We start from the raw sequence: 12,641 nt of genomic DNA on the forward strand, positions 1-12,641 counted from the left end.
CCTATGGCGCTTACTAAAGCTGAAATGTCAGAATACCTGTTTGAGAAGCTCGGGCTGAGCAAACGGGATGCCAAAGAGCTAGTCGAGCTGTTTTTTGAAGAAGTTCGTCGCGCTTTGGAAAATGGCGAGCAGGTCAAGTTGTCAGGTTTTGGCAATTTTGATTTGCGAGACAAGAACCAACGTCCGGGACGTAACCCAAAAACTGGCGAAGATATTCCGATTACGGCGCGCCGTGTGGTCACGTTCCGTCCGGGGCAAAAGCTAAAAAGCAGGGTAGAGAACGCCTCTCCCAAAGAGTAACCGTGTCACCCCAAAAGGCCGCGCAAGCGGCCTTTTCCTATTCGATTCGCTTCACCTTACCTATTTCAACGCCGGGTCGATATCCGTCGGGGCAGTTTGCTGCACGGCTAAACGGGTTGCCCGCTCGTTTGACGCTTTTGACGCTGCTTCTTTTTTCGGATAATCCGGCACCGGTCGATGATCGTCAATCAAGTGGCGTATTGCCAGAATGGGGTGACGTAACAGCATCCGTGGCCCTGACCAGCGCATAATCGCTTTTATCGCTTCGCGTCTGGCGGGTTGATAGCAGTGGATAGGGCAATGCTTGCAGGCGGGTTTATCTTCACCGAAATGGCAGCGCTCCAGGCGCTTGATGGCGTAGTTGACTAAGTCTTTATATTGCACGTTATCGCCGGTTTCAGGGTGGTGCTTTTCATACAATTCGATCATTAATTCGACGGTACGGATCTCCCGCTGTCGGTATTTTCCCAGGGGTTTTCTCGCCATGTACGTCATGTCCTGATGAAATCATAATTAATGTATTTTAAATGCAATTTTTAATAAGGAAAACCGCTGAAATCACATCTATGTGGGAAAAGGCAGTGAATAACACAGTTTGAGGATGTTGGCAAAACAGTGTGGCGGTAGTAACGGATAGATCGTAACGACGCTATAAACACATCCCTGTGCGCTCGGATTGCGCGGATATGAATCTCATCCCTGAGATTCACCCTTGCAGGCTGAGGGATCCCCACAAAATCATCGCTAATAAACCAGCACCATATTTCGGTAGGTGCTGGTGAGTTGGGCTAAAATACTCTCCAGCTTCACTCGCCTGATTATTCGCGGTGAATGCCGCAGTACATTTTCCGCCAGTGTCAAAAACGATATCACTCTTCGACTTTTAAGGCTGTTCGCCTGATAATGAAGATGAAGACCTTTATTTTCAAAATGATATCCTAATAACCAGAGAACAATTGATGCCAGTGTTGCCAGCAAACTCAGCACCCAAAGCCGCTCACCCGTTTTGCTTCCACAGGCGCGTAAGCCAAAGCCAAATCTCTCACTCTTTTCATCGCGAAAGTTTTGTTCAATCTGCATTCTCCTGCTGTAGAGTTTCATAATTTCATGGGGCTTGAATTCATCAGTACTGGTAAATAGCAGCCACGGCTCTTTAGCTGACGCACGCTGTTCTTTTTCTGTTGTGGGATGGCTCGGTTTCCCTTTGCGACGTTGGCTTTTTCGGCCTTTCGGCGCTTTTTTATAAAGATAAAAATGTCCGTTGCATTGCGCCTTTTTTGAACGCGCCAGCGTTCCGGCTCCCAGATATTCCGCGCGCGCCGTGCCAGTACAGTCTTTCACGTTCAGCCAGCGTTCCGGGCCATGATGAAGGCAAAATTTTACGTTTCCCCGGATGCGACCAATAAAGTCCCATCCCAGTGCTTTGATATGCCGAAACCATTCATTGTGGAAGCCCGCGTCGGTGATGAGGGTGACTTTCATTTGCGGGGCAATAGCACAGGCAAGCGCGTCAAGAAAGGCTTTCTGTATCAAAATATTGTTTTGCTTTTCTGACGGAACCACCTGACTCATCAAGGGGATAGCGCGGCCATCACAGACAAGGCTGGCACGCAGGACATGAAAAGCCTGAGAGGGATAGCCACTCCAGTCGACGGCAATAACACACCACGGCATGTTTTTGGTCATCATGGACGTAATCTGATTGAATATTTTCGGGATATCGTTATGAAGCGCAGTGTTTCCCAAAAGGCGGTCAACCCGTTTTATTTTATCTTTCACGCGAGCAGGGCCGGGTAAATAACGCCCGATGCAGGTGAGTGAAAGCGTGGCACCGCTTATCAACGCAGCGGTGGAATCAATAAGCGCATGTTGTCGATATTGATGTGTTGAAGCTAAAGCGTGACGGAAAAAAGTCTGGCATACTTTACGGACAGGCATAGGGTGATCTCATTGAATTTTTTGGCGAAAATCAGTAGATCATAAAACTCTATGCCTGTCTTGTTTTCTGGGGATTCCTCAGCCTTGCAGGGCCGTCGCAAGCGACGTTCAAAGGCGTTCCTGACGCCTTTGTCCCTGGCGCAAGCGCTTTACTTTTCTATTCCGCTACTCCCGTTCTCGTTCGATAAATAGGTTTGTCAGCAGTCTGAGGCGAGGAGGTAATCAGGCCTGACCGAACTGCGCCTGATGTAAGCGGGCATAGATGCCGCTTTGTTCCAGTAGCACCTGATGACTACCTTGCTCAATGATGGTGCCGTTATCTACCACCACAATGCGCCCTGCATTCTGTATGGTTGCCAACCGGTGGGCGATGACCAGCGTGGTACGCCCCGTGGAAAGCTCGCTGAGCGACTGTTGTATTGCCTGCTCCGTTGCCGTATCCAACGCGGATGTGGCTTCGTCGAGAATCAGAATCGGCGGGTTTTTCAGGAAGATGCGCGCAATAGATAAACGCTGTTTTTGCCCGCCCGACAGCTTAACACCGCGCTCACCCACCACGGTATCCAGCCCATCGGGCAGATTCTCGAGCAGTTCATCTAACCGTGCGCGACGTGCAGCTTGCATGATGTCGTCATCGCTGGCATCTAGTTTGCCGTAGGCGATATTTTCACGAATGGTGCCGCCGAACAGGAAGACATCCTGCTGTACGATGCCAATTTGGCTACGCAGCGACGCCTGTGTCATCTGACGGATATCCATGCCGTCAATGGTGATGGCTCCGCTGGTTAAATCGTAGAAGCGGGGAAGCAGAGAACAAAGCGTGGTTTTGCCTGCGCCGGACGGACCGACAAATGCCACGGTTTCCCCGGCGCGAATCGATAGATCGATATTACGAAGAATTGGGCGTTCGGCGGAATAGCCAAAGCTCACCTGATTGAACCGGATATCACCTTTCAACGGCCCGGCATCGTGCGCGTCGGGAGCATCGGTAATCTCAGGAACGGTATCGAGCAATTGGGTAAAGCGTTTGAAGCCTGCAATGCCTTTAGGGTAACTTTCCAGCACCGAAGTAATCTTGGCTATCGGGCGGAAGAACACTTCAATTAGCAGCAGGAAGCCGATAAAACCGCCGTAGCTGAGTTCGCCCTGAATGACATACCAAATACCTGCCAGCATCACAATAAGCTGTATCAGACGCGTGCTAAGGTAGCTGAGCGTCATGCTGGCGGTCATGATGCGATAGGCCTGTAATTTGGTTCGACGGTAGTTTTCGTTATCGTGGGAGAACAGCTTCTTCTCATGCGCCTCATTAGCAAACGCTTTAACGACGCGGATCCCCCCAACGCTCTCTTCAATGCGGGCGTTGAAGTTACCAACCTGGCCGAAGAGCTGACGCCAGGTCTCCGTCATGCGGGCACCATAACGGCTGACGAGATACGTCATAAAAGGCACGATAATGATCGTCAACAGCGCCAGATTCAGGTGAACGGTCGCCATAAGGATGAACGCACCGATAAACGTCATGATCGCGAGAAAGAGGTCTTCCGGGCCGTGGTGGGCGATTTCCCCGACCTCTTCCAGATCTTTGGTGACGTGGGTGATGATATGCCCGGTCTTCATATTGTCGTAGTAACGGAACGGCAAATTTTGCAGGTGTTCAAAGGCCTGCCGCCGCATATCGGTTTCAATCCCCACGCCCAGCGCGTGTCCCCAATAGTTGACGATGGCCATCAGCGCGGTATTCAGCAAATAGATCGCCAGTAGCGCCACCGACGCTAGCAGGATTAGCGACCAGTCCTGAGCCGGTAACAGTTTGTCGATGAACGCTTTAATCGCCATCGGAAACCCTAATTCAAGCAGGCCAGCGATGATGGCGCAGCCGAAATCGAGAACGAATAACCCTTTGTAAGGGGAATAGTAAGAGAAGAAGCGTCTTAACATGTGTGACTGTTTTTAGGTAACCAAATGTGAGGGTGACTATAACAGCTTAGCGAGAGGAATGTGACCGTGCGCAGATTAGGGTTTTATTGACCTGGAAGCGCGATCGCATATCAGGGTGATGCAGCGGTTCAGCCAGTAGAAGAACGCGTCGCATACCAGCAGAGTAGTGAACCTGTGGTGATCATAGCGACGCCTTGCCAGAATGACATAGCGGGCGTGATGTTGAGCCAGAGTGCGGCCAGCAAGGTGGAAAGCACGGGGGTAAAGTAGGAGGCGGTTGCCAGCAGCGTCAGATTGCCATGCTGAATGCCGACATTCCAGGCAGAATAGGCCAGCGAGGTTGAGGCACCCATAAAGAGCAGTTCCAGCGAATTTGGTAAAGTGAACGCAATGGCACCTTCATCGCTTAAGGCATACTTTATCCATAGCACAAGGGACGTGATGAAAAAGAACAGCGATACACCGCTTTTTCCCTGTCCGTAACGCTTGGTGATATTGCAGTAAAGCGCCCAGGTCAGGGCAGCAGAAAACGCCAGGCTGTAGGCTAGCGGATTAACAAGAATATTGTTCCACAGCAGCGTTGGCGTCCAGTTACTGTCCCCTTTCATTATCCACACAATGCCGCTCAGCGAGAGTGCGAGGCCGGGCCAGAGCAGAAAACGGCTTTTTTGCTGATTGATAAAAAGCGAAAAGAATATGGTTAAACTGGGCCACAAATAGTTAATCATCCCTATTTCTATCGCCTGCATGCGGCTATCCGCTAACCCGATGGAGAGTGATAAAAATATCTCGTAGCAGACAAACATTGCACCGCCTGCGAACAAATAGACGCGGGGCAGCGTTGTAATGCGGGGAAGGCCATAAAAAGCCAGTAGACATAGCGTGCTGGTGGAATAAATCATCGCCGCGCCGCCGATGGGGCCAAGCGCTTCTGTCAGGCTGCGGATCAGCCCGACGGAGGTGCTCCATAGCATGATAGCCAGCAAGCCCGTGAATGTGGCGCGCTGTGGCGTCATATTTATTCCTGTCATTCTTCCAATTGCCTGTGCAGAAGAAGTCAAGAGCAAACCGGACGCCGTTATTTGCGTCCGGTGGTGCTCACCGTGCTGGTTTACCGCCAGAAGTCATCAAAAACGGTAATCGGTGGGCGGCGCTTGTGCTCGGTTTTGCGATACCAGTTTTCAATAATGGCTGCATCATTCGCATTGACCTGTTTGCCTTCCAGATAGTCGTCTATCTTTTCATAGGTCACACCCAGCGCGACCTCATCGGGGAGGGACGGACGGTCTTCTTCCAGATCGGCGGTGGGCGCTTTGGTATAAAGATGAGAAGGGCAGCCCAGTTCACGCAGTAGCGCTTTGCCCTGACGCTTGTTCAGTCGGAAAATCGGATTGATATCGGTACCGCCATCACCGTATTTGGTGAAGAAGCCCGTTACCGCCTCTGCCGCATGATCGGTACCGACGACCAACCCGGCGTTCATCCCCGCAATACTGTACTGCGCTTTCATGCGCTCTCTGGCTTTTTCGTTGCCTTTGACAAAATCGGACAGCTCTACGCCAATGGCGCGCAAGGTGGCCTCACTGGCCTCAATGGCGGGTTTGATGTTGACGGTTAATACGCGGTCCGGTTGGATAAAGGCGATGGCGTCTTGACAGTCGGCTTCATCCGCCTGTACGCCGTAAGGCAGTCGAACGGCGATGAACTGATAGCGAGAGTTTCCCGTATCATTGCGTAATTCCGTGATAGCCGTCTGACACAGTTTGCCGGTCAGCGTGGAATCCTGACCGCCGCTGATGCCCAAAACTAACGACGTAACAAACGGATGAGCGTTCAGATAATTCTTTAAAAAATCAACGCTAACACGGACTTCCTGTGCTGGATCGATGCTGCTTTTCACTCCCAACGCAGTGATAATGTCGTTTTGTAATGACATGTCATCCCCTCCTGAACTTATTGATACTGCAAAAGAATTATTACGATTGCCTGAGTGTAAAACGAATTGGTGTGAAGAAAAAGAACAAGCTGTCAGGTAATCATTTTCCCTATAGATGACCGGTTTTGGCTATCGACCAATAGGTTACATAAGCGCGCTATGATTTGAAAAAGTGGTCGCCGCCGACTAGCCTTAGAGTGAACTATAATAATGAGGTGATGATATGAAGAATAACAGATTACTGGTATGTATTGCGGCAGCAGGTGCCGTCCTGCTGGCGGGATGTTCGGCTTATAACAAGGCAGAAAGTTATGTCAATGAGCCCGTGGTGAAAGATGTGAAAGTGGGAATGACGAAGCAGCAGGTTCACCAAATTGCCGGGAGTGGCGGTACCGAAAAACGTCTGGTGAATGCCAAAGGAACCTGTAGTGATTATCTGCTGAAAAACCGCGATGGCACCGCGCAGAACTATTTTGTGAGCTACAACGACACGGGCCATGTTCTCAATAAAGGCTTCCAGAGCTGCCAGGCTTACGACACTAACCCGCAGCGTTAAGTCACCTGACAGCACGATATCGTCATAAAAAAACGTAGGGAACGTTTTTCAACGTTGTGTAGCAACGGCCCGTCATAAAAAAACGCCGACAGCATCAGCCGTCGGCGTTTTTTTGCATGGCAAACGTGGCTTAGTGATGTGTCAGCTCAGCGTCATCCTGCGCGTTGAAAACCGTTTTATCCGTCTGCTTCATCAACTGGCTGGTGACGGTACCGGCCGTCATCGAACCGCTGACGTTAAGCGCCGTACGGCCCATATCGATAAGCGGCTCAATGGAAATCAGCAGCGCAACGAGGGTCACCGGCAGCCCCATTGCAGGCAGGACGATTAACGCGGCAAAGGTTGCGCCGCCGCCCACACCGGCTACGCCGGCAGAACTGATGGTGACGATACCGACCAGCGTCGCGATCCAGACGGGATCCAACGGGTTAATGCCGACCGTTGGGGCGACCATGACGGCCAACATGGCTGGGTAAAGCCCCGCACAGCCGTTCTGACCGATGGTTGTACCGAAAGACGCGGCAAAGCTGGCGATAGATTGCGGCACGCCAATACGGCGCGTTTGTGCCTCAATGCTGAGTGGGATTGTCGCCGCGCTGGAACGGCTGGTAAACGCGAACGTCAGCACTGGCCAGACTTTGCGGTAAAAATGTGCTGGATTGATGCCAGTGAAAGACAGAATTAGTGCATGGACCCCGAACATAATCGCCAGCCCCAGATAGGAGGCGACAACAAAGCTGCCCAGCTTGAGGATGTCTTGCAGGTTAGAACTGGCGACCATTTTGGTCATTAACGCCATGACGCCGTAAGGGGTCAATTTCATCACCAGACGAACGAGTTTCATCACCCAGGATTGCAGCGTGTCAATGGCGGTTAACACACGTTCGCCTTTCACCGCGTCATCTTTCAGCAGTTGCAGAGCCGCAACGCCCAGAAACGCCGCGAAGACGACGATGCTGATGATGGATGTCGGGTTTGCGCCGGTCAGCTCAGCAAACGGGTTTTTAGGAATGAATGACAGGATAAGCTGAGGCACGTTAAGGTCTGCAACTTTACCCGCATAGTTGTTTTCAATCGCCGTTAATCGCGCGGTTTCCTGCGCCCCTTGCACCAGCCCGGTAGCCGTCAGGCCAAACAGGTTAGTCACAAAGACGCCGACCAGCGCAGAAATCAGCGTGGTGAGCAATAGGGTGGAAAGGGTTAATAGACTGATTTTCCCTAATGACGACGCATTATGCAGCTTGGCAACGGAATTCAGGATGGAGATAAAGACCAGCGGCATGACGATCATCTGTAACAGCTGCACATAGCCATTACCGACGATATTAAACCATGAGATGGATTGCTTAATGATCGGGTTGTCGCCGCCATAAATCAGATGCAGCGCCAGGCCAAATAACACCCCGACAACCAAACCCAGCAACACTTTCTTTGCCAGACTCCAGGAGGCGTTACGGCTGGCGTAACCAAGCCCGAGTAGTAATACGACAAATAGCAGAATATTTATGAGTAGCGGAAAATTCATCCGGCTTTGCTCCCTATCAGTGAATCGCGCCACATTGCCCGCAACCCAGCGCAGCAGCGTAAGTCGGTGGAGGCAGTGTGATTTTTTGCGATAAAAAATAACAAACGCGCACAGGATAACAGGTCTTTTGCCATCATGTTATAGAGATATGTCTGACGGTAAGTAACGCCGTTATTTCACGTATTGCAAGAGGTACGTTTGCGTCGACTGCAAAAAACGAAATGACTGCTCGTAGGTGCAGCAATTCAAATTCTTCTGCGGCTGATACAGTGAAAAACCGATACAGGCAATACACAGGAAGCGTTCCAGTTGATTGCCTTTTTGGCTGTTTAAGAGCGGTAAACGGAAACGCCAGCGGCAGGGCCAAAGCAGGGGAACGCCGGAGGGGGTCAGCATATCGGCAAGGATGTGGCTCAGATAACCGACGATCATGGCATGGTAGGCATCCGTCGGGATCGGCCAATCTGGCGGTAGGCGCGTCTGGATAAAGAAAATACCGGCGGCGATGGCAAGGAGGCTGTGGGTAAATCCACGATGACCAAAGAGGCGGGCAATAGGCGAAGAAAGCCACTTCAGGCGCTGCCCGAGGACGGATTTGGGGTGATCGATATCGGGCAGTAGCGCGGTAAGGAGTGCTCCGGGAATAATGTGCCACCAGTCTCCGGTAGCCAGCGCTGGCGATAGCTCAACTTTTTTAGCCAGAATCGCGCAGGCAACAGAAAACAGCAGGTGTCCTTCCGCAGTCATGAAACGTCTCAAATAAAACTGTTATTTTATACAGTATAAGAGATTATTCCTGCCTGCGGAAGCGGTGACGGCGTAACGATTTATTTCGGCTAGGGTGTGTGACGCCTTTTATGGCGCGGCTTTCGGCTGTTCGTTGTTTACCGGTAAAACACGTAGCCAGTTGTCCAGCAGTTGAGGCCAGGCAGCGGCAGGCAGCCCTTTGGTACCGCGCAGGCCGAAACCGTGTTTACCTTTCTCAAAGAGATGCATTTCAACCGGAATTTGTTTTGCCCGCAGTGCGCTGAACATTACCAGACTGTTATCAACCGATACCGAAGGGTCATCAACCGCATGCACCAGAAATGTAGGGGGCGTTTGTGCGGTAACCTGTTTCTCTGGAGAGTAACGTAGCACCTGCGCTTCCGTCGGCTGTTCGCCGATTAACTGTTTGCGCGAGCCTGCATGCGCAATATCCGCCTGCATCGAAATCACGGGGTACATCAGCACCATGAAATCAGGACGTGCACTTACGCTATCAATGGCATCGGTCGCGGGGTAAACGGACTGCGCAAATCGGGTTCCGAGGCTGGCAGCAACATGACCACCTGCGGAAAACCCCATAATACCGATGCGCTGTGGGTTAATGTGCCATTTCTCAGCGTTGGCTCTCAGGGTTCTTATAGCACGCTGTGCATCGGCCAATGGAGCATCAGCGCCTTCTTTATGGCCTTCACCGGGCATACGGTAGGTCATCACAAAAAGCGTGTATCCCTGCTGATTAAAGAAAGGGGCCAGATCGCTGCCTTCCTTATCCAACACCACGCGCTGGTAAGATCCGCCGGGCGTAATGAGCAATGCCATGCCATTAGGCTTCTCTGCTGGATAAACGGTAATTTCGGGGCTGCGAATACCGGTTGCTGCCCGATCGGGAAGAGAGGGATCTTTGCTTCGTTCGACCAGTTGCGGCTGTGCCGTTGAAGAAGAGGCACCCGGCGCTTCGCCGTGTGGCCAGATAGGAAAAACAGGTTGGGCGTAACTGAATCCATTTACAGACATCATAATGGCCCCGACAAGCAGAGAACGAACAATCATGATAGATCACCTGACAAAGGGAAGGAGGGGGGAAATCGTTGGGCGATGGTAAAAAAATAGGGTAGCCATCACATCGGAGAAAAAATGACCACCCTGAACCGCAAATTTTAATAAAGAAATAACATTCATACACGAAGAGGGTAAATCAGACACAGCCATTCCAACAGCTAAAACGCATGTAGCTAAACCGCAGCTAACGACACTACATGTAACAATGAAACGTAACTAACTTGCTAAACCTACGACGGACATAATAAAGAGATGTTAATGATAAAAATAAAACAGGTGAATCCATTAACACTAACATCCCTTTTGCTAACTCATAACGCTTATTTAAATAATAAGGCCGTTATTAGAAGCTGTATTGCACACCAACACGGTAACGAGTTTGACGGTGGTCAGTGGTGCCGCCAGATTCTGCAACGTTACCGACTGCCATATAAGGTTTCCAGTTTTTATCCAGTTTATAGGACAATTTCACATCATGGTCGAAATTGTATGTTTCATTGTCGTATTGATAGGCGAAAGCTCTATTTACTTTCTTATAATCCAGTTCGTAATCAACCTGGAAGTCTTTCAGGAATTTATAGCTAACAACGGCGGTTAAGTTATATCCGTTTTCTGAAGTGTTTCTGCCACCAATGCTGCCACTGTTGCGTTTGTAATATGGGCGATAGCGTAATGAAGTAGACAGATCGTCAGTGATATTGACTTTACCGCGTAAATAAGGGCGGTAGTTGTTAGAGGTAGAGCTTGAATCTAAAGAGAAACCTGGTTCCAGAGAAAAGGTTTTATTGAAGTTGTAAACATAGCTGGCAACCACTTCAGTGCCATTACTAACCGTCTCATGGTACGGTTTATTTGGGGTTATGCGGTTTCCAACCGTATTATTGTTTGGTTCGCCATTTTTCCATTTTGCTTCGACTGAAAGTCCGAATCCATTAGCAAAACGGTGAGACATTGAAATACGGTCTTTATGGTCGTTTTTGGCAGTGTCTTGCATTTCATGACGATAATCAATTGTCACAGCCATTGCATTTACACTAATTAATGACGTAACAGCCAGAGCGAGTAATTTAAATTTCATTGTTATATTCCCTATTGGTTAGGATATTGCTTAATAAAAACGCGCATTATGCTTTTTGGGACAAGTTCTATTTTATTTATTATTAAGCTGCGTTCTGTGATCGAGATCGTCTTGAGTAACAAAAAGTAAAATGGGGTTTCAAATTGTGAGGGAGATCGAATTGAATATAGCGGTTGTTTTAATTTAAATGAAAAATCCCTGCCGTCAGTACGGCAGGGATGAATTACAGGGTAAATCGGGTATTACATTATTTCATTGCGCGTTTCAGAATACGCTCAGATTGACGCTGGAAGTATTTCGCTGCGTCTTCCACAGATTTCTGGCCGTAATCGATAGACTGGATGGTATCACCAAACAGAGAAACGATTTGCGGATCGTCGAAATATGGAGAAACGGCAACGTCATGTGGCAGAGACAGCGCCAGTTTCAACCCGGCAACTGCTGGAGCATCGTCTTTGATGACACCATCAGCAGTCAGCTGAGCAACAGCCGCTTTACTCAATGGAACACCACGTTCCAGACCCAGAGCCTGAGCACCTTCTTTGCTGTTCAGCAGGAAGTTGATCAACTGAGCAGACTCTTTAGGATACTTAGTCGATTTACCGATAGACAGCATCTGTGCAGGTTTGAAGAACAAGCCGGCATCTTTCGCACCTGGCAGCATTGGGTAGCTACCCAATTCCAGTTTTGCTGGTGGTTGCAGGTTGTCAGAGTATTTGGTAATGGTGGAGTTCCACATGTAAGTACCAGACCATTCGCCTGTGATCCATGGCTTCATTTCATACATGTTGCTCTTGCCGAAAGAGGCATAGTACTTCGCATCAGGCATGACATGGCTGTCGATCAGTTTTTTGTACATGCCAAAGAATTCAGCCCATTGCGCATCGCTGTAGGCGAATTTTTGAGCTTTTACATCAATCGCTGGAATGTTGTACTTCTGAACCATATAAGAGTTCAGCAGCGCCAGAGAATCCTGATGTTCCAATACGATAGGGTAGTATTGGTCGCCCAGTTTTTCTTTGAACACTTTACCGGCGTTCAGCAGCTCGTCCCACGTTTTCGGATATTCCAGACCGGCTTTTTTCCAGCTTTCGGTGTTGAAATAGAACACGCGAGCAGTAACGGAAATTGGAATACCGTTCAGTTTGCCGTTGACCGTGGTGTTTTGCAGCTCTTTGGTTTCGAACTGGGTCAGATCCAGAGAATCTTTCACTTTGTTCAGATCGTAAAAACCATCGCCGTTTTTAGAGAAAATTGGCAGCCAGTTCCAGTTGGTCTGCATCACGTCTGGCTCGGTATTACCGGCGATCTGTGTTGTCAGACGAGACAGGTGACCATCCCAGCCAGTGTATTCCGCTTTCACGGTGATGTTCGGATGCTGCTTATGGAACTCTTCAATAGCCTTGAGCGTCTGTTGGTGACGGCTGTTGCCGCCCCACCATGACATTCTCAATTCCACATTATCAGCGGCCAAAGACGGCATTGCCACTAACGCCAGAGATGAAGCTATTAACGTGTGTAGGATCGCTTTTTTCATCGG

12 protein-coding genes are annotated in these 12,641 nt (G+C 49.8%); 2 read left to right on the plus strand and 10 right to left on the minus strand.

The genetic code is table 11. From position 1 onward, the window contains the following. Positions 1-3: 3 nt before the first annotated feature. Complete coding sequence (gene ihfA / locus O1Q74_RS08745; protein ID WP_009112984.1) at positions 4-300, plus strand: integration host factor subunit alpha; 297 nt, start codon at positions 4-6, stop codon at positions 298-300. Between the two features lie 60 nt (positions 301-360). Here ihfA and O1Q74_RS08750 read toward each other — a convergent pair whose 3' ends face one another. The 5 genes from O1Q74_RS08750 to nadE all read right to left on the minus strand — a co-directional run bounded on the left by O1Q74_RS08750 (position 361) and on the right by nadE (position 6,115). Then, entirely contained in the window at positions 361-786 is a 426-nt protein-coding gene (locus O1Q74_RS08750; protein WP_271877927.1) for a nitrous oxide-stimulated promoter family protein, read from the minus strand. A gap of 258 nt (positions 787-1,044) precedes the next feature. Then, the gene (locus tag O1Q74_RS08755; RefSeq protein ID WP_271877928.1) at positions 1,045-2,238 is read right to left on the minus strand and encodes an IS4 family transposase; all 1,194 of its coding nucleotides are present in this window, start codon (positions 2,236-2,238) and stop codon (positions 1,045-1,047) included. A 222-nt stretch (positions 2,239-2,460) separates the two neighbouring features. Beyond that, positions 2,461-4,179: an ABC transporter ATP-binding protein gene (locus O1Q74_RS08760; protein WP_271877929.1), complete on the minus strand. Its 1,719-nt coding sequence runs from the start codon at positions 4,177-4,179 to the stop codon at positions 2,461-2,463. Between the two features lie 128 nt (positions 4,180-4,307). Then, complete coding sequence (gene yddG, locus O1Q74_RS08765) at positions 4,308-5,195, minus strand: aromatic amino acid DMT transporter YddG (RefSeq protein ID WP_271878852.1); 888 nt, start codon at positions 5,193-5,195, stop codon at positions 4,308-4,310. Between the two features lie 95 nt (positions 5,196-5,290). After that, positions 5,291-6,115, minus strand: coding sequence for an ammonia-dependent NAD(+) synthetase (nadE, locus tag O1Q74_RS08770; protein ID WP_271877930.1), 825 nt, complete (start codon positions 6,113-6,115; stop codon positions 5,291-5,293). A gap of 223 nt (positions 6,116-6,338) precedes the next feature. On the opposite strand from nadE, the gene osmE reads away from it, so the two are divergent. Further along, a complete protein-coding gene (gene osmE / locus O1Q74_RS08775; protein ID WP_271877931.1) occupies positions 6,339-6,671 on the plus strand; it encodes an osmotically-inducible lipoprotein OsmE in 333 nt (110 codons plus the stop codon). A 130-nt stretch (positions 6,672-6,801) separates the two neighbouring features. On the opposite strand, the gene O1Q74_RS08780 is transcribed toward osmE, so the two are convergent. The 5 genes from O1Q74_RS08780 to O1Q74_RS08800 form a co-directional block, all read right to left on the minus strand. After that, a complete protein-coding gene (locus O1Q74_RS08780) occupies positions 6,802-8,196 on the minus strand; it encodes an L-cystine transporter (protein WP_271877932.1) in 1,395 nt (464 codons plus the stop codon). Positions 8,197-8,367: 171 nt separating this feature from the next. After that, on the minus strand, positions 8,368-8,943 hold the full coding sequence (locus O1Q74_RS08785; protein ID WP_271877933.1) for a metal-dependent hydrolase: 576 nt from the start codon (positions 8,941-8,943) through the stop codon (positions 8,368-8,370). Positions 8,944-9,051: 108 nt separating this feature from the next. Continuing rightward, the gene (paeX, locus tag O1Q74_RS08790) at positions 9,052-10,014 is read right to left on the minus strand and encodes a pectin acetylesterase PaeX (protein WP_271877934.1); all 963 of its coding nucleotides are present in this window, start codon (positions 10,012-10,014) and stop codon (positions 9,052-9,054) included. A gap of 352 nt (positions 10,015-10,366) precedes the next feature. Continuing rightward, positions 10,367-11,101, minus strand: coding sequence for an oligogalacturonate-specific porin KdgM family protein (locus O1Q74_RS08795; protein ID WP_271877935.1), 735 nt, complete (start codon positions 11,099-11,101; stop codon positions 10,367-10,369). 247 nt (positions 11,102-11,348) lie between these two features. Then, positions 11,349-12,638, minus strand: a complete 1,290-nt coding sequence (locus tag O1Q74_RS08800) for an ABC transporter substrate-binding protein (RefSeq protein WP_225087974.1) — start codon at positions 12,636-12,638, stop codon at positions 11,349-11,351. Positions 12,639-12,641 lie beyond the last annotated feature (3 nt).

Origin of the sequence: Pectobacterium sp. A5351, assembly GCF_028335745.1 — a bacterium.
Classification (GTDB): domain Bacteria; phylum Pseudomonadota; class Gammaproteobacteria; order Enterobacterales; family Enterobacteriaceae; genus Pectobacterium.